Source organism: Kitasatospora sp. NPDC088548, assembly GCF_044753005.1.
In the GTDB taxonomy this organism is placed as follows: Bacteria; Actinomycetota; Actinomycetes; order Streptomycetales; family Streptomycetaceae; genus Kitasatospora.
Genome location: NZ_JBIVMI010000003.1, coordinates 221081 through 238410, shown reverse-complemented (window position 1 = coordinate 238410; position 17330 = coordinate 221081). Strand labels below are relative to the sequence as shown.

12 protein-coding genes are annotated in these 17330 nt (G+C 73.9%); 3 read left to right on the top strand and 9 right to left on the bottom strand.

All coding sequences use genetic code 11. The annotated features are described in order from the left end of the window. Nucleotides 1-46 precede the first annotated feature (46 nt). Genes ACIP82_RS06455 through ACIP82_RS06435 form a run of 5 tightly spaced genes read right to left on the bottom strand, consistent with a single transcriptional unit; the run spans nt 47 to nt 5433 of the window. A complete protein-coding gene (locus ACIP82_RS06455) occupies nt 47-1285 on the bottom strand; it encodes an MFS transporter (RefSeq protein WP_400651494.1) in 1239 nt (412 codons plus the stop codon). 5 nt (nt 1286-1290) lie between these two features. Further along, nucleotides 1291-1860: a GNAT family N-acetyltransferase gene (locus tag ACIP82_RS06450; protein WP_363608135.1), complete on the bottom strand. Its 570-nt coding sequence runs from the start codon at nt 1858-1860 to the stop codon at nt 1291-1293. Further along, the gene (locus ACIP82_RS06445; RefSeq protein ID WP_400651490.1) at nt 1861-3054 is read right to left on the bottom strand and encodes a type III PLP-dependent enzyme; all 1194 of its coding nucleotides are present in this window, start codon (nt 3052-3054) and stop codon (nt 1861-1863) included. A 19-nt stretch (nt 3055-3073) separates the two neighbouring features. Next, entirely contained in the window at nt 3074-4387 is a 1314-nt protein-coding gene (locus ACIP82_RS06440) for a DUF6271 family protein (RefSeq protein ID WP_400651487.1), read from the bottom strand. After that, nucleotides 4369-5433, bottom strand: a complete 1065-nt coding sequence (locus ACIP82_RS06435) for a phytanoyl-CoA dioxygenase family protein (RefSeq protein WP_363608138.1) — start codon at nt 5431-5433, stop codon at nt 4369-4371. Before ACIP82_RS06435 ends, ACIP82_RS06440 begins: the two co-directional genes overlap by 19 nt. Before the next feature lie 909 nt (nt 5434-6342). On the opposite strand from ACIP82_RS06435, the gene ACIP82_RS06430 reads away from it, so the two are divergent. From ACIP82_RS06430 to ACIP82_RS06420, 3 genes are all read left to right on the top strand, one after another. After that, nucleotides 6343-6948, top strand: coding sequence for an ArsR/SmtB family transcription factor (locus ACIP82_RS06430; protein ID WP_400651483.1), 606 nt, complete (start codon nt 6343-6345; stop codon nt 6946-6948). Next, nucleotides 6945-8252: an MFS transporter gene (locus ACIP82_RS06425; protein ID WP_400651480.1), complete on the top strand. Its 1308-nt coding sequence runs from the start codon at nt 6945-6947 to the stop codon at nt 8250-8252. The genes ACIP82_RS06430 and ACIP82_RS06425 overlap by 4 nt, the downstream gene beginning before the upstream one ends. 95 nt (nt 8253-8347) lie before the next feature. After that, the gene (locus ACIP82_RS06420; RefSeq protein WP_400651477.1) at nt 8348-9133 is read left to right on the top strand and encodes a GNAT family N-acetyltransferase; all 786 of its coding nucleotides are present in this window, start codon (nt 8348-8350) and stop codon (nt 9131-9133) included. Between the two features lie 92 nt (nt 9134-9225). Here ACIP82_RS06420 and ACIP82_RS06415 read toward each other — a convergent pair whose 3' ends face one another. The 4 genes from ACIP82_RS06415 to ACIP82_RS06400 form a co-directional block, all read right to left on the bottom strand. Then, complete coding sequence (locus ACIP82_RS06415) at nt 9226-10710, bottom strand: trypsin-like serine protease (RefSeq protein WP_400651474.1); 1485 nt, start codon at nt 10708-10710, stop codon at nt 9226-9228. A 527-nt stretch (nt 10711-11237) separates the two neighbouring features. Next, nucleotides 11238-12320: a polyprenyl synthetase family protein gene (locus ACIP82_RS06410; RefSeq protein ID WP_400651471.1), complete on the bottom strand. Its 1083-nt coding sequence runs from the start codon at nt 12318-12320 to the stop codon at nt 11238-11240. 85 nt (nt 12321-12405) lie between these two features. Further along, on the bottom strand, nt 12406-15360 hold the full coding sequence (locus tag ACIP82_RS06405) for a condensation domain-containing protein (protein WP_400651468.1): 2955 nt from the start codon (nt 15358-15360) through the stop codon (nt 12406-12408). Beyond that, a complete protein-coding gene (locus ACIP82_RS06400) occupies nt 15357-17297 on the bottom strand; it encodes a non-ribosomal peptide synthetase (RefSeq protein ID WP_400651465.1) in 1941 nt (646 codons plus the stop codon). Before ACIP82_RS06400 ends, ACIP82_RS06405 begins: the two co-directional genes overlap by 4 nt. Nucleotides 17298-17330: the final 33 nt, after the last annotated feature.

Here is a 17330-nt window from a genome sequence, read left to right as displayed (position 1 = left end):
GGGCGGGCGTGGCCGACGGGGCCGGCCGAGTGGTCGGGGCGGAACCCTAGGAGGCGTCCGGGGTCAGCCGGTCGGCCAGGGCCAGGTCGTCGCCCTGCGTGCCCGCGTCCTTCTCCAGCGACGGCCAGCGGATCTGGGTGGCGCACAGGGAGACGACGACCGCCGAGGCGGCGACCGCGCCCATGCCCCAGACCAGGCTGGTGGCGTTCGCGATGAAGCCGATCACCGCGGGGCCGGCCAGCAGACCGGTCGTCCCCATCGCGGCGACCAGGGCCAGCGCCTCGGAGCCCTGGCGGGCCGCGGCCACGTAGACGCACGGGGTCACGGCCGCGACGCCCAGGCCGACGCAGGCGAACCCGAGCAGCGTCGGCACCACGCCGCCGACCAGCAGGGCGAGCGCCAGCCCGGTACCGGCCAGCACGCTGCCGAACCGGACGATCCGGCCGTCACCGAAGCGGCTGCGCCAGCCGTCGGCGAAGATCCGGGCCAGCACCATCATCACCGAGACGACCGCGATGCCCATCGGGGCCAGCGACGGCGCCGCGTGGACGACGTCCTTGATGTAGAGCGCCGACCAGTCGTTCATGGCGCCCTCGGTGACGGTGCCGAACACCATGGCGGCGCCCATCCAGATCGTCACCCGGGACGGCAGGCTGAGCTTGCGGCGCTCCTTCTTCTCCGCCTTCTCCGCCTTATCGGCCGCCTCGCCTGGATGCTGATCCTCCGTCAGGAGCCCGGGCCGGGCCAGGCCGAGGAGCAGCACCAGGAGCACGGCCGCCACCGCGAAGTGCACCATCAGGGTGGTGGTGAACGCGTTGACCGCGGAGGCGAGCAGCGCGGCGAGCAGCGAGCCGGCGCTGAACGTCGCGTGCAGCTTCGACATCGCGGTCCGCTGGAACCTCACCTCCAGCGCGGCGCCCTGCGCGTTCATGGCGACGTTCAGACAGCCGACGGCCATGCCGTCGGCGCAGAGGACCAGCAGGGCGACCGGGTAGTTCGGCACCACGGCGAGGACCGGCAGCAGCAGACCCAGGCAGAGCGCCGACAGCCCGGCCAGGCGCCGGGAGCCCAGCCGCTTCATCAGGACCGCCACGAGCGGGAAGGAGACGGCCGCACCGACGCCGCAGGCCATCAGCAGCAGGCCGATCTCGGCCTCGCTCAGGTCGAGCCGGGTCTTGAGCGCGGGCAGCCGCGACACCCAGGTCGCGTACTGAAAGCCAAGCAGGCAGAACAGTGCTGCGATGGCCAGTAGTGCTCGGTGGAATTCATCGCGAACACGGAACATGTGAATCAGCCCACTTCGTCTTTCGGTGGTGACCCGTACAACGGATCGCTGGTGTGCTTCGAGGGCTCGGCCGGGGCCGCCCCCAGGGCCATGGACATGTAGACCGCGTGGGCGCCGTAGCTCTCCGGGAACGCGACCTCGGGGTGCGCGCTGTACCCCAGCGGGGACCAGAGCACCTCGGTGCCGCCGACCGCCACCATGGAGAGCCGCTCGTACCCCTGCGCCCGGGCGGTCCGGGCCAGGTGGTTCAGCAGCCGCGGGGCCAGCCCCCGGCCGCGCAACTCCTCGGCGATCACCACGTCGTGCACGTGCAGATTGCTCGACCGGAAGCCGGCCCGCTCCTCCCGGGCCAGGTCCGGGCAGTGGAACAGCGGGTAGGGCAGGGACAGCAGATAGCCGCCCAGCCGCCCCCGGCGCTCCACCGCGAAGCAGGTGGTGGGCGAGGAGCGTCCCCGGGACTCCAGCGCGGCCCGCCCCTCGGAGAGACCGCTCGCGCTGTAGGCGCCGGCCTCCAGCGCCGCGACGCCCTCCCAGTCGTCGTCGGCCAGCGGCCGGATGCGGATGTCGTCGTCCATCTACTCAGAACCTCCCGGGGAGTCGCCGGCACCGCGGACGCAGGTGTACGGAAGCGGGTGGAAGCCGTTGAAACCCTGGGTCGCGTAGCTGGTGGCGTAGGCACCGCAGGAGTGGATCCAGACCGGATCACCCGAGGCGGCGGCCTCGGGGACCGGGACCAGGTCGCCCTCGTGGGCGTAGGCGTCGTCGCTGTCGCAGGTGGGGCCCGCGACCACGGCCGGCACCGACGTCCCGCCGGGGTGGGTGGGGAACTCCAGCCGGTACCGCAACTCGTCCATCTCGTACAGGCCGTTGAACTTCCCGCAGCTCAGGTAGAGCCAGTGCTGCCGCTCACCGGTGAGCTGCTGACGGGACGACAGCCGGGACACGTGGGCCCGGATGGCGCCGTGGTCGGCGACCAGGTGCCGCCCCGGCTCCATGAGGAACTCCAGGGGCGACTCCGACACCTCCCGCAGGCGCTGCATGCCCTCCCGGAGCACGGCGAACATCTTGTCCAGCGGCGGGTCCAGCAGCCGGCCCCGCTTGTCGAGACAGCCGAGCGCGGGCAGGCCGCCGCCGAGGTTGACGTGGTCCAGCAGGATCCCGCGCCGGTTCAGCGTCACCAGGACGTCGGCCAGCGAGTCCAGGGCGCTCTGCCAGGCCTCGGAGGTCATCTGCTGCGAGCCGACATGGACCGAGAGGCCGGACGGTGTCAGGCCCGCCGCCCGCGCGGCCTCCAGCACCCGGACGGCGTCGTCGGCCGAGCAGCCGAACTTCTGGCTCAGGCCCCAGAGCGCCCCCTCCCCGGTGGTGGCGAGGCGGCAGAACACCCGGGCGCCGGGGGCGTGGGCGGCGATCGCCGCCACGTCCTCCAGACTGTCGGTGGCGAAGTCCCTGACTCCGAGCCGGTACGCCTCGGCGATGTTCCGGTCGGACTTGATGGTGTTGCCGTAGTGGATCCGGTCGACGGGTACGCCGGTCCGGAGGGCCTGCTCGATCTCGTGCGGGCTGGCCGCGTCGAAGCCGGCGCCCCGCCCCGCGAGGCAGGCCAGGACCTCGTCGACCGGGCACGCCTTCATGGCGAAGCGCACCGCGATACCGGGCAGTTCACGCAGCAGTGCCGCGTACTGGCCCTCGATCCCGGTGAGGTCGAAGACGAGCAGGTCGTCGGTGGCGGCCGCCAGGGCCGCGCGGATGGATGTGTTCTGATGCATGTCGATGCTCCGGGTACGGCTACCGGAGTAGCTGGTGGGTGCCGACGGCCTTGCTCGCCTGCACCAGCGGGCCCCACGCGTCGATCAGCAGCGCGAAGTACTCGATGTCCGCCTGGGCCTCGTCGAGCAGGCGCTCGCGCAGGGGCCGCAGGTGGTCGGCGAACTCGGCGTACTTGCCGCCCAGTTGACGGTAGGAACGGTCAAGGACGTCCAGTCGTCGGATGTTCTCCGCCCGGTCCGCCCCTGCGCTGCGCCGGACCGAGCCGGCGATCGCGGCGACCCGCACATGGTGCTGCTCGTCGAGCAGCAGCCCGCCGGCCGCCTCCATGTCGTGGTAGACGGGGTAGAAGTAGAGCATCGACAGCAGGAACTTGGTGAACCGCAGCTGATAGGCGGTGAATCCGGGACCGGTCCGCCGCTCGGGGGTGTAGTGGTTCACGATGTTGCGGTTGTGCACGACCCCCGGCAGGGCGGCGTCACGGATCAGGTGCAGCAGGAAGTAGTCGCTGCCGATGGTGGCGGTGGCCGGCGGCAGCGGGACGCGCTCGTAGACCTCGTGGTCGAAGCCGATGTTGCACATGTCCAGCCGCCAGATGTCGGGGCTGCCCAGCGTCGACCGGTCCGCACTGAACGGCTCGGTGCCGGAGCCGACGAACGAGTCGTCGACCAGCTCCCGGCGCTCCTCCTCCGAGGCACCGGCATCGGCCCAGAGGCCGACCACCTCGTAGTAGACGGCGGGGTCCAGCTCCCTTATCTCGCCGATGTCCACCGACAGTTCACCGATGAAGGAACTGCCCACCAGCGACACCGGCCGCTCGGCGAGCGCCGGCTCCAGCTCGACGTCCGTAACGCCCGGCACCGCGTCGGCCGCCCGCTTGCCGAGCGACAGCAGTTCGTGGTGGACCGGGAAGACCGGTTCGCCGTCGAGGACCTGGTAGTCGCTGTCGGAGTCCCGGCGGAGGACGGCCTGGCAGCCGAGCGCGCCGGCGATCAGGAACGCCCGGTTGGTGCAGGCGCCGTAGGAGACGGCGTCCGGCAGCATCAGGTCCAGCACCAGCTCCGGCTCGGCGGCCCCGGACCGCTGGATCACCTGCCGCAGGAACGCGCGCTGCCGCTCCTCGTCGACGTGGTGCACGACCACGTTCGCCGCCGCGGGCAACCCGGCGACGGCCTTGGCGTGCAGGGCGAAGGTGGCCTCGTCCGAGGAGTCCAGGATCAGCAGATGCACCTCGACGTCGAAGGTCTCCGCGCCGTACACCGCCTCACCGTGGACGGCCGGGATCGTCGCGACGCACTCCCGGTTGGTCGGAAGAGTCAGGCAGACTCTGCGCATTCCGGCTCCCCCGTCGCCTCGTCGAACTCCTGGCCGCGCCACGACTTCAGCCCCAGCAGCTTCTCGCCGAGCCCGTTCAGCGCGGCGGTGCCGTAGCGGAGGGACTCGTGCCTGGTCGCGTCGCCGACCAGCGTCGCGTTCCAGTCCGGCGTGCTGAGGTGGCGCCAGGAGTCCACCCGGGAGCGGCGCAGCTTCTCGGCCTCCTCCAGGGCGGGCATCATGGACAGGTACTGGACCGAACGGACGCCGCTCTCCGAGGTGTTGCGGGCCACCCCGTGCGCGAGCAGGCCGTTCCAGATCAGCAGGTCGCCGGCCTTGAGCTCGGGCCGCACCACCGGGAACTCGTCCCAGTCGACGGCGGGCCGGATCGGGTCCCGGTCGGCCGGCTGGGAGATCTTCCACGGCTCGAACCGCCGGAACAGCTCGGGCGAGCACTGGAAGCCGCCGTGGTCCGGCTTGGTGTCGTTGAGCGCGATGATGCCCTGCACCCGCTGCGGCAGCACGCCGAGCGTGGTGTCCACGTCCCAGTGCAGCTCGATGTCGAAGCCGGTGTCGGTGGGCGCGATCAGCTTGCGGTCGCGGTTCCGGACGTTCGGCGGGTTCAGGTTGAGCCGGTCCAGCGTCACCCACAGCTCTTCGCAGTCCCAGACGTCGACGAACGCGTCGTAGACGCGCCGCGCCTGGCGGCTGTCCCAGACGAGCTGGTGGTGGTAGGCCTCGACGAAGCCGTAGACGTACAGGTCCCGGTCCAGATCGTCGCGGAACTCCCGTTCGGTGTACCAGTCTTCCGGCCGGGTCGGGTCGAGCCCCTGGAAGTCCCAGGTGAACTCCAGCAGGCGGGCCGCCGCCTCGGCGGGGATCGCCTCCTTCACCACGACGTAGCCGTAGGTCTGCCAGAACTCGAAGTCCTCTTCGGAGAGCACGCGGAGCGGCCGCGACTTCCGGATGTCCCGCAGCTGCGTCCGCGCCAGGTAGGTCTCGCCGTCCGCGCTGAAGTACGGGACGTCCGAGGCTGCTCGGTGCAGATATCCGTCAGGCGTCGACATGCAATCACTCCAAAGCTAGAAATTTCTGCGGCCGGACAGCGCGGACCGCTCCCACGAGCGGTACGCGAACGGCCTCGGCACGGCCTTCACCACCAGGCCCGCCGGAAGTACGGTGTTCGAGAGGACGGCTGACACGAGATCACCTGTCGCGAAGGGGAATCAGCCGGCCGGGCGCGATCTCATCCGCACACGTTGAAGCAAGGCCCGCCCGAGGGCGGAAAAGGACGGAAACCGACCTGCGGTGGCATATCGCGCCAAGTGGATCGGGCCCAGGGACAACGGAATTGCTGGGCACCTCCGGCCGCTTCGGCCGACTGCCCGGTGGAGGTGGCGGTTTTCCGCGCGAAAACAGCCGGAATTCCTACCTCCTCGTACTCGGCGCCCCTCACGGGACGCGGACACCCACAGCAAACTTCGCGAAGCTGGTCGGCCAACTCGCGGATCGGGCAAGGGTCTCGTTCCGTCTTCACCTTGCCGAACTTACGTTCCACTACGGTGGACTAGACCAACTTCCGGTGTCAACCCTCGACCTGGGGAGACTCGGTGACGGGACACCAGAAATCCGGAAACGCACCGCCCCTCATGAACGAACCACGCCCGTCCGCCTTTTGTTCCGTCAAACGACATACACCGGAAGCGGATCGCTCCACTCGACCGGAACCGGGCGGCTCGTCTTTTGTTCCGTTAATCGACATTCATCGAAGACGGGTATGCCATTCACCGCCCATAAGCGGCGAGGCCCGCGTCGCATGCCGCGCGGCGCGTGCCGACCGGACGGGCGGAGCGGACGGCCTCACCGAACACGCGAAGGCTTCCGCCCCGACGACCGCCACCGCAGGCCTCTCCTCCACAGAGACACCTCTACAGAGACCTCTATGCAGAGAGTCCTCTGCATCGTAGGATGCCGACATGACCGAGCAACCGGAACAGTCGCCCCCGCCCGCTAGCGCCCACCGCCGGATCGACGCCCGCAGCCTGCGCGGGCTCGCCCATCCGCTGCGGATGCAGATCTTCGAACTGCTCAACCTGGACGGCCCCTCCACCGCCACCCGGCTCGCCGAACGCCTCGGCGAGAACACCGGCACCGTCAGCTGGCACCTGCGCCACCTCGCCGAGCACGGCTTCATCGAGGAGGAGACCGGCCGGGGCACCAGGCGCGAGCGCTGGTGGCGGCGGGTGCCCGTCGCCACCCAGCTGAACAGCGCCGACTTCCACGACGACCCCGACAGCCGGGGCGCCCTCTCGCTCTACCTGCACGAGCTGGTGCAGCAGTACTTCACCCGGGTCTCCTCCTACATCAGCGAGGACTGGGAGGACGACTGGCGCAACGTCGGCACCATCTCGGACTGGAGCCACCTGCGACTGACGCCCCAACAACTCAAGGCCCTCAACGAGGACTTGGCAGCCGTCATCGCCCGCCACACCCCCGGGCCGGGCACCGAGCCCGAGGCCGGCGCGCTGCCGATCGTGGTCCAGCTCCAGTCCTTCCCGCGCAAGCCGCGCGACACCGCATGAGCGCCGACGCACGCGGCGGACTGCTCCGCCGCCACCGGGACTTCCGGCTGCTCTGGTGCGGCGAGACCGCGGGGAGGTTCGGCGCCTCCGTCTCCGGGGTCGCGATGCCGCTGATCGCCGTCACCGACCTGCACGCGAGCACCTTCGAGATCGGCCTGCTGTTCGCCGCCTCCTGGGCCCCCTGGCTGGTCATCGGCCTGCCGGCCGGCGTCTGGGTGGACCGCTTACCGCGCCGCCCGATCATGCTGGCCACGGCCGCGCTCTCGCTCGGGCTGTTCGCCGCCGTCCCGGTGGCCTCCTGGCTCGGCGTGCTCAGCACCGGTCTGCTGCTGGCCGTCGCGCTGCTCAGCGGCACCGCCGCCGTCTTCTTCCAGACCGCCTACACCGCCTACCTCCCCAGCCTGCTCGACCCCGCCGACCAGCCCGAGGGCAACGCCAAGCTGCACGGCAGCGCCTCCGCCGCGCAGATCGCCGGCCTCGGCTCCGGCGGCCTGATCGCGCAACTGGCCGGAGCGGTGAACGGCATGCTCACCAACGCCGCGACCTTCCTGGTCTCCCTCGTCTGTCTGAGCCGCATCCGGCACCGGGAGGCGCCGCCCGCCCGGCCGGACCGGCCCAGGGCGCTCGGCCGCGAGATCGGCGAGGGTCTGCGGCTGGTCGCCGGGGACCGCTGGCTGAGAGCGCTGACACTGTTCGGCGCCGCCTCCAACCTGTCCCTGATGGGGTTTCAGTCCATCCAGGTGGCCTTCCTGGTCCGCGAGGTCGGGCTCGCCCCGGGCACCGTCGGCGGGCTGATCGCGGCCGGGGCGAGCGGCGGCGTCGCCGGGGCCTTCGCCGCCCGCCGGGTCGCCGCCCGGATCGGCACCGCCCGCGCGATGATCCTCTTCGAACTGTGCCTGCCCGTCCTGGCCCTGCTCATCCCGCTCACCACCAAGGGCGCGGGCGTACTCGTCTACGTGGCGGGCGGGTTCGGCGTCTCCGCGGGCGTCGTGGCCGGCAATGTGATCAAGTCCGGCTTCCAGCAGCGTTACTGCCCGTCCGACCTGCTGGGCCGCATCACGGCCAGCACCGCCGTCCTCAACTACGGCACCATCCCGCTCGGCGCCCTCCTCGCCGGCGTCCTCGGCACCGCCCTCGGGCTGCGCCCCGCGATGTGGATCACCACCGCCGGAGTCCCGCTCGCCGCGCTCGTCCTGCTCTTCTCCCCGATCGGCCGCACTCGCGACCTCCCGACCTCCCGCACCGGCGAAGCCGCGGCCCCCACCGGCCGGGAAGCGTCCTCGCAGCCGGCGGCCTCGAAGTGATCCGCTTCCGGGACCGGCGTCCGGGCCGCCCCGGGGTCACTTCGGAAGGCACCCCGGGCGGCCGTCGGCCGGGGCGGGGCGCGTAGGCTCGGCGGATGTCCCTGCTCAGCCTGCACGACCGGGCGGCGCTGACCGACCGGTTCCGCGGTGATCCCGGCCTGCATCTCTTCGAACTCGGCGACCTCGACGACCTGTTGTGGCCGCACACCGCCTGGTACACGGTGTCGGACGACGGGCCGGTGGCGCTGCTCTACGCCGTGGGCGAGATCCCGACCCTGCTCGGGTTCGCGCCCGAGGAGCGGTGGCGGTCGCTGGAGGAGCTGCTTCGGGCCATGCTGCCGGTGCTGCCACGGCGGTTCCTGGCCCATCTGTCCGGCCGGGCGGAGGAGGCCCTCGCCCCGGTCTACCGCGTGGAGCGGCGGGCGGCGCTGCTGAGAATGACGCTGTCGGACCGGTCGTGCCTCGCACCGCACCTCGACGGCCCGTGGGCCCCGGCTCCGCTGGGGCGGGCCGATCTGCCCGAGTTGCGTGCCCTCTTCTCGGTGGCCTACCCGGGCAACTGGTTCGACGAGCGGATGCTGGACACCGGCCAGTACGTCGGTGTGCGCGAGGGCGGCGCCCTGGTGGCGGTCGCCGGGGTGCACGTCCACTCCCCCGCCCACCGGGTGGCCGCGATCGGCAACGTCGCCACCCACCCGGCGGTGCGCGGCCGGGGCGCGGCCGGCGCCTGTGTCGCGGAGCTGTGCCGCCGCCTGACCGGCACCACCGACCACATCGGGCTCAACGTCCGGGCCGACAACCCGGGCGCCGCCGGCCTCTACCGGCGGCTGGGGTTCACGGTCGTGGCGGAGTTCAACGAGTCGCTGCTCAGCGCCCGTTGACCCCGGTTCCGCCGGGTGCGGCGGAACCGGGGTCAACGGCAGGTGCTGCGGGGTGGCGCGGGAATCAGGCGAAGGCGGTCAGGGGAAGGTGATCAGGCGAAGGTGTTGGTGCTCCAGATCGCACCGCCGACGCCCTCGCCGCCCTCCTTCTTGTAGATCACGAGGTTGCCGTCGTCCTGGAGCTTCATGAAGGCTCCGGCGCTCCAGAAGGTGCCGGAGCTCCAGACCGAACCGACGCCGTTGCCCTGGCCCGCCGGGTAGACGACCGCGTTGCCGTCGGCCTGCATGACGAAGTAGCCGAAGGTGCTGGTGTAGGTGCCGGTCGACCAGAGGTGGGCGCCGTCGCTCTTGCGGTACAGGGCGAAGTTGCCGTCCCGCTGCATGATCAGCACGGTGGACTTGGACTCGGTCCACTGGGCGGACCAGACCGGCTGGCCGGAGCCGATGGTGCTGCCGATCCTGGTCGAGCCGGCACCCCAGGCCGCGCCGCCCGCGAGCGGGCCGCCGCCCTTCTTGTAGACGACGATGTTGCCGTCGTCCTGGAGGCTCAGGTAACCGCCCGGGGAGCTCCAGGTGGCGGTGTTCCAGATCGGGTGCTTGTCGGCCGTGTAGACGACGAAGTTGCCGTCGGGCTGCATCTCGGCGTAGGCGCCGGCGTTCCCGCCGGTGCCGGTGGCCCAGATGATGCCGTTGGGGGCGTTCTTGTGGGTCAGCGTGAGGTTGCCGTCGGCCCGCATGGTCAGCCGCAGGTCGCGGCCGGCGAGCGTCTGGCCGGAGGCGAGCCGCGCGCCGGGGCCGAGCAGGGCCTGGTCGACCGAGGAGCTGTCGAGGATCCACTGGCGGATGTCGTCGACCCGGCTCTCGACCGCGTCGGTGCGGGTCTCGGTGGAGCCGAAGCAGCCGCCCTGCCAGGAGAGGCTGTGGATGCCGGCCAGGACCGCGGTCGCGCCGTTCTCGCGGAAGGTCGGGCCGCCGGTGTCGCCCTTGCAGATCGCGCCGGTGGCCGGGGCCTTGGCGGCGATGCCGACGGTGGTCGCCGCGGTCGACTTGACCGTGACGGCCGCGCCGTGGAGGCGGTTCGGCACCCACTCGTCCTGGGTGCGCCCGTAGCCGGTGGCGCGCAGGGTGTCGCCCACCGCCGGGGCGGTGTCGGCGAGGGTCACCGGGGTGACGCCGAAGACCGGGCCGGCCAGGCGGGCGACGACGAGGTCCCGGTCGGCGCGCGGCTTGAGGTCGATCACGTCGACGGAGACACCGGTCTGGCTGCCCAGGTCGGTACGGCCGACGGTGACGACGGCGTGGTCCTTGGGCTTCCCGGCGGTCACCGTCGAGGGGTCGGCCGGGTCGGCGGCGAAACAGCTGGCGGCGGTGATCACCCAGGTCGGGTTGATCAGGGCCGCCGAGCAGGAGCGCTTGCCGTCGCCGATGTCGAGCCTGGCCGTGAAGGCGTAGCCGCCGTCGGCCACCGGATCGCCGACGACCGCGTTGGCGGGGACCGTGCCGAGGGCACAGACGCCGGCGACGGCGGTGGCGAGAACGCTGGTCATCCACGCGGCGCGTGGACGCTTGAACTGCATCTGTCGATCACCTTCGGGTCGTGGTGGAGGAGCAGGGCTACTGGCATGCGCCTGCCAGACCGGCACTCGGACCGGGGTTCGGACCGGGGAACGGATCAGACGGGCGGGACCTGCTCGTGAAGGCGGCCCGGGGCGCTTCGGAGAACCCTCGGGCGGCGGGGGAACGGAAACGGGCCTACTGCCCCGCGTCCGGCTTTCAGAGAGGGGCGGGCACGGTGGCACGCGTCCGGTCCGGCGACAACCCGGTGTCCGGCGGCCGACCGCCGATATGTGCGTCCATCACGCCACAACCCCCGTTTTCTGGCATGCCGATCAGTGGTGTGGGAGAGCGACGCCCCCCATCACCGGATCGATCTTCATACTGATATCACCCATGACCTGCCCAGCGGCAGATGATCACACGAAATCCATCACCGGCCGGGCGAAAATCGTCCGGTACGTGATCTCCATTCAGATGGGCTCCACACCCGGGCGACTGACCGTTCATCACACTGCGGACGGCCCGGACGCGCGGGGAACCGGCCGGTTCAGGCCACCCGCCGGGCGCTCCACAGCGGCAGGCCCTCGAAGAAGGCCACCGCCTCCGCGCGCCAGTACGGGCGCCAGCCGGCGGCCTCGGCGCGGGCGGCCTCGGCGTAACGGCGCAGGTCCGCGCGAAGGCGCTCGTCCACACCCCGCTGCCGGGCGATGGCGCGGACGCGCTCGACCGTCCCGGGCGGGCAGTGCGGGTCGCCGAGCGCGGACTCCACGACGGCCCGCTCCGCCCCGGCGGTGGCGGCCAGGAGAGCGGTGACGGCGTAACTGCGGCGCCCCGCGCGGAGGTCGGCGCCGGTGGACTTCCCGGTGGCGGCCTCGTCGCCGAACAGGTCGAGGTAGTCGTCGCACAGCTGACCGCCGATGCCGACCAGGGTCGCGTAGCGGCGCAGCCGCCCGTCGTGGGCGGCCAGGTCCTCGCCGGCGGCCAGCAGCCCGAGCCGCAGCGGCGCGAGGACCGAGTACCGGGTGGACTTGTACTCGCAGACGGTGTGCAGCAGTTCCTCGTCCGGCAGGGCGTGGGAGTCGCGCTCCAGGTCGACGATCTGGCCCACGACCGTCTCCGCGCCCGCGCTCAGCTGCACCTCCAGCATGGCGTGCCGCAGCCGCGCCGGCACCTCCGCGTCGAGCAGGACCCGCATGGCCAGGAAGGCCGCGAGATCCCCGGCCAGCACGGCCAGGCCCAGCGCCGTCCGCTCCCCGGCCGGGAACTCCTCGCGGTAGGCGTAGTACGTCGACGGGCCGCCGCGCCGGACGGGCGCGTCGTCGATGATGTCGTCGTGGACGAGCCCGTGCGTCTGGAGCAGTTCGATGCTCAGCGCGGCCTCCGCCAGCCCGGGCACCGGCTCGGCGGTCACCAGCCGGGCCGCCTCGTACAGCAGGGCGACCCGCAGCCGCTTGCCGCCGCGCAGCGAGAGCTCCCGCAGGAGCTCCAGGCAGCGGGGGGTGAAGCGGCTGAGCGCCGGGGTGTCCAGGTGCTCCGGCAGGGCCGCGAAGTACGCCGCGAAGCGGGCGTCGAAGCGGCGCCGGTGGGCGGCGGCCCGTTCGTGGGCGGCGGCCATGATCGTCTCGTCCATGGGCCCACCCTTCCAGCCGGACGGACCGGACCGGCAGCGGGGGCGGGCCCCGGCCGGATGTGTGCCCGGCCGGGGCCCGTCGCGACTACCGCACCATGGCGGCGAGCACGCTGCGCCAGTCCTCGCCGGGCTCCGGGCGGAGCAGGTCCGCCAGCGCCTCGGCCCGGTAGTGCCAGGGTCGCCGCAGCTCCGGTTCGGCGTCCGCCCGCAGCTCGACGGCGCTGGGCGAGCCGAGCAGCCGCACCAGCTCGGCCGCCAGCTCGGCCCAGGCCACCTGGCCGGTGACGGCGTTGACCGTCCGTCCGGACGCCCGGCCGGTCCCGTCGGCGCAGCCGACGACGGCCCGGGCGAGGGCGGCGGAGTGCACCCAGGAGGCGCCGTACCAGCCGTGGCCGTCCGCCGCCGGGGTGGGCAGCACGATCGGCCGGCCGGCCAGCGCGGCCTGGTAGAGCGCGCCGGTGGAGCCCCAGCGGAGCTGGTCGCGCAGCCGCCGGTGCGGGCCCCAGACGATCGGGGACCGCACCACCGTGCCCGCGCCGCGCCCGCCCGTCCCGGCGGCGGCCAGCAGGATCCGCTCGCAGTCCAGCTTGGTCTGCCCGTAGGGGCTGACCGGGGCCTCGGCCGGGGCGCCCTCGGGGACGTCGGCGGCGGCCGGTCGGCCGTAGGCGTCGACGCTGCTGACGAAGACGAACTCGCCGCCCCGCCAGCCGTCCACCAGGGTCCGCATGGCGGCGAGGTCGGTCCGGTGCTCGGTGAAGGTGCACGCGGCGTGGATGACGGCGTCGACGCCCTCGACCGCGCGGCGCAGGCTGTCGTGGTCGGCCAGGTCCCCCTCGGCGGCCTCGGCCCCGTTCGCCGCCACCAGGTGCGCCGACTCGGGCCGGACCAGCGCCCGGACCGGGCGGCCCTGGGCGATCAGCTCCTGCAGGACGGCGGCGCCGACCCCGCCGGTGGCGCCGGTGAGCAGCACGGTGCCCGCCCGGGTGGTGCGGTGACGGGCGGCCGGCCGGGCGTGGCCGGTCGGCCGGGCGGCGGTGGCGGCGCGGCGCTCGGCGGCGCGGGTGTCGAGCAGCCCGGCCAGGGCGCGCGGGGTGCGCTGCTCCAGGACGTCGAGCCCGGTCAGCGGGAGGCCGGTGCGGGCCCGCAGCCGCTCCGCCAGCTGAACCGCCATCAGTGAGTGGCCGCCCAGGTGGAAGAAGTCCGCGTCCGCCGTCGGCCGGCCGCTCAGCAGTTCGCCGAAGACGGTCCGCACCGCCGCCAGCGCCTCGGACTCGCGGGCGGCGGGCGCGCCGGGCAGCCGGGCCCGGTCGACCGTGCCGTCGGGGTGCCGGGGCAGCGCGTCGACCAGGGTGACGGCGGCGGGGAGCCGGTCGGCCGGGAGGCGGTGGCGCAGGGCGGCGCGCAGCTCGGTGCCGCTCGGCGAGGCGGGGCCGCGGACCACCGCGTACGCGAGGGCCGGCCGGCCCTCGGCGGCCACCACGGCGGCCTCGACGATCCGGGGGTCGGCCAGCAGCGCGCCGACGGCGGGGTGGTCGGGCCCGGCCGCCGGTCCGCCTGTGCGGTCAGGACCGGACCAGCGACCAGGACCGGACCAGGGACCAGGGGCGGCGGGCAGGCCGGCGAGGGGGCGGTCCGCGTCGGCCGCGACGGCCGTCAGCAGGTCGGCGAACCCGGTGAGCAGCCGGCCCGCGGCGGCCTCGTCGAGCGCCGCGACGTCGTGCTGGACGAGGCAGCGCGGCCGTGGGCCGTCCTCGACCAGCAGGGCGAGGCCGAACTTGGCGAGCCCGAGGTCGATGTCGACGGCCTCCGCCGCCAGGCCGGGCAGCGCGAGGGCCCCGGCCGGCCGGACGAGGTCGCAGCTGACGGCGAGCAGCGGATGGCCGCCCTCGCCCCGGGCGGCGGCCCCGAGCCGTTCGACGACCAGGTCGAACGGGACGTCGCGCCGTTCCTGCGCGTCGAGCAGGGCGCTCCGGACCCGGGTCAGCGCCTCGGTGAAGGTCGGCTCCCCGGAGAGGTCGGCCCGGACCGGCAGGGTGTTGACGCTCAGGCCGACCGTCCGGCGCAGCTCGGGCCGGGCGCGGTGGCCGCTGGCGCAGCCGACGGTGAGGTCGGGCTCGCCGGTGGCGAGGCGCAGGGTGGCGAAGGCCGCCGCCAGCACGACGGTGAACAGGGTGGCGCCGTGCCGGGTGCCGAGCCGCCGCAGGCCGTCCAGGGTCTCCGGGGTGAGCGGCGCGGTGTGCAGGGCGGCCGGCCGGGCGCCCGGGCCGGGTGGGACGGGGCGCAGCAGCGGTACCGGCCGGGCACCGGTGAGCCGGGCGGCCCAGGTGCCGGCGGCGGCGGCGAGTTCGGCGTCGCGGGACCGCTCCCAGCGGGCGTAGTCGGCGTACTGCGGCCCGGCCGGGGGCAGGTCGGCGGGCTGCCCGGTGAGCGCGGCCCGGTACAGGGCGGCGAGGTCGGCGGCGAGCACGGGCAGTGAGCCGCCGTCGACGGCGATGTGGTGCAGCGTCAGCAGCAGGGTGTGGTCGTCCTGGCCGTGCCGCAGGAGCAGGGCCCGCAGGACCGGGCCGGTGGCGAGGTCGAACGGGCGCCCGGCCTCGGTGCGCAGCAGGGCGGGGGCGGCCTCGGGGGTGGCGGGCAGCACCGGGACGGGTACCGGGGTGGCCGGTGCTGCCTCCTGGTAGGGGTGGTCGCCCCGCTGCCCGTAGCGGGTGCGCAGGACGGCGTGGCGGGCGGTGAGCGCGGTGAGGGCGGCGGCCAGCGCCTCGGTGTCGAGCGGGCCGCGCAGGCGGGTGGCGAGCGGTACGTGGTAGCCGGCGCCGCCCTGGCCGAGGCGGTCCATCAGCCACATCCGCTGCTGGGCGTGCGAGAGCGGGGCGGGGCCCTCGGCGGTCTGCCCGGCCGGAACGGAACCGGTCCGGGCGGAACCAGCTGGGGCGGAACCGGTCCGGGCGGGGGCGGTCCGGGCGGGACCGGCGCCGGCCCGTCGGCGGGCGAGCCGCAGCAGGTCGGCCTGCCGGGCGGCCTGGTCGGTGCCGGTCATCGGGCCGACTCCCCGTGCTGCACGTGCTGCACGTGCTGCACGGGGCCGGCGGCGGCCGCCTCGCCGTGGGCGGCGAGGAGGGCGCGTTCGATCAGGGCGGCCTGGGCGGCGACGGTGGGGTGGTCGAGGAACTCGGCGAGCGAGAGCTCCACGCCGAGGTCCTCCCGGAGGTCGTCGACCACCCACATGGCCAGCAGCGAGTGGCCGCCCTCGGCGAGGAAGTCGGCGTCCGGCGCGGTCACCGGGCGCTCCAGGGCCCGTGACCAGGCCTCGGCGACGGCCTGCTGGATGGGCGTCAGGAGGGCGGTGGCGGCCGGGCCGGTCCCGGCCGGCGGCTCGTCCGCGGCGAGCGCGCGGCGGTCGACCTTGCCGGTGCCGGTGAACGGCAGGGCGTCCAGCACGGTCCAGGCGGTGGGTACCAGGTGGGCCGGCAGCCGGTCGGCCAGCCGGCGGCGGAGCGTCTCGGCCACCGGCCGCGTGCCCTCGGCGGGGACGACGTACGCGGCGAGCACGGCGTCCTCCTGACCGGGGCGGCGGACCACGACCGCCGCCTCGGCGACCTCGGGGTCCTGCCGCAGGACGTGCTCGATCTCTCCGGGTTCGATCCGGAAGCCGCGGACCTTGACCTGGTCGTCGAGCCGGCCGTGGAACTCCAGGGTGCCGTCCGGGCGCTCCGAGACCAGGTCGCCGCTGCGGTAGGCCCGCCCGAGGCCGGGGATGTCCCGGAAGCGCTCCGCCGTCAGGTCCGGCCGGCCGAGGTAGCCGAGGGCCAGCCGGGCGCCGCCGATCCACAGCTCACCGCGGGTGCCGGGGGGCACCGGGGCCTGCCGCTCGTCCAGGACGACGGTGCGGGCCCCGCCGAACGGGCGGCCGATCGGCACCTGCCCGGTGCGGTCGGCCGGGCCGATCCGGTGCAGGGTGGTGATGGTGGTGGACTCGGTCGGCCCGTAGGCGTTGACCAGGTCGAGCCAGGGGAACGCCCGCAGCACGGTGGCCGCGTGCCCGGGCGACAGGGCCTCGCCGCCGACGAGCAGCGTGCGCAGCACCCCGAAGATCCGCGACTCGCGGGCGGCCAGCCGGTGGAAGAGGGCGGTGGTGAACAGGGCGGTGGTGACGCCGAACCGCTCGATGTCGCGGGCGAGTTCCTCGGCGGTGGGCCGCTCGGCGGGCGAGACCGCGACGGCGGCGCCGCGCACCAGCGGGGCCCAGAGCTCGAAGGTCGAGGCGTCGAAGGTGGCGGGCGAGTGGAAGAGCACGCGGTCGCCTGGGCCGAGCGCGATCGCGTCGGGGGCGGCGACCAGGTCGGCGACCGCGCCGTGCGGCACCTGGACGCCCTTGGGGCGGCCGGTGGAACCGGAGGTGTAGATCACCAGGGCGACCGCCGCCGGGCCGGTCACGGCCGGCGCCTCCGGGCTCTCGGGAGCCTCGAAGGCATCCGGTGCCTCGAAGGCGTCAGGGGCGTCGGTGAGCCCGGCGGCGGCCAGCACGAGGACCTGGCCGGCCGGCAGACCGGCCTCCGCGAGCAGCGCCTTGTCGCCGAGGGTGAGCCGGACCCCGGCGTCCTCGATCATCGCGGCGGTGCGCGGACGCGGGTACGCCGGGTCCAGCGGCACGACGTGGCCGCCCGCCCACCAGACGGCGAGCTGGGCGACGACCAGGCGGGTGGAACGGGCGCAGAGCAGGCCGACGGCGCTGCCGGGGACGATCCCGCGCGCGGCCAGTTCACCGGCCAGCTGTCGTGCGGAAGTGATCAGTTGACGATACGTCAGGACAGTGGAGCCGTCCGTCACGGCGAGCGCCCGCGGACATCGGTCGGCCTGCCGGGCGATCAGGACGGGGACGGAGTCGGCCCCGGCAACGGAGCCGCCCGGCGCGGACAGGGCCGCGGGCCTGGCGGGTGCGGGCCTGGTGGCTGAGGGCATGGTGGGTGCGGACATGGTGGTTCCCTTCCGGGCGCCCCGGCTTCGCGC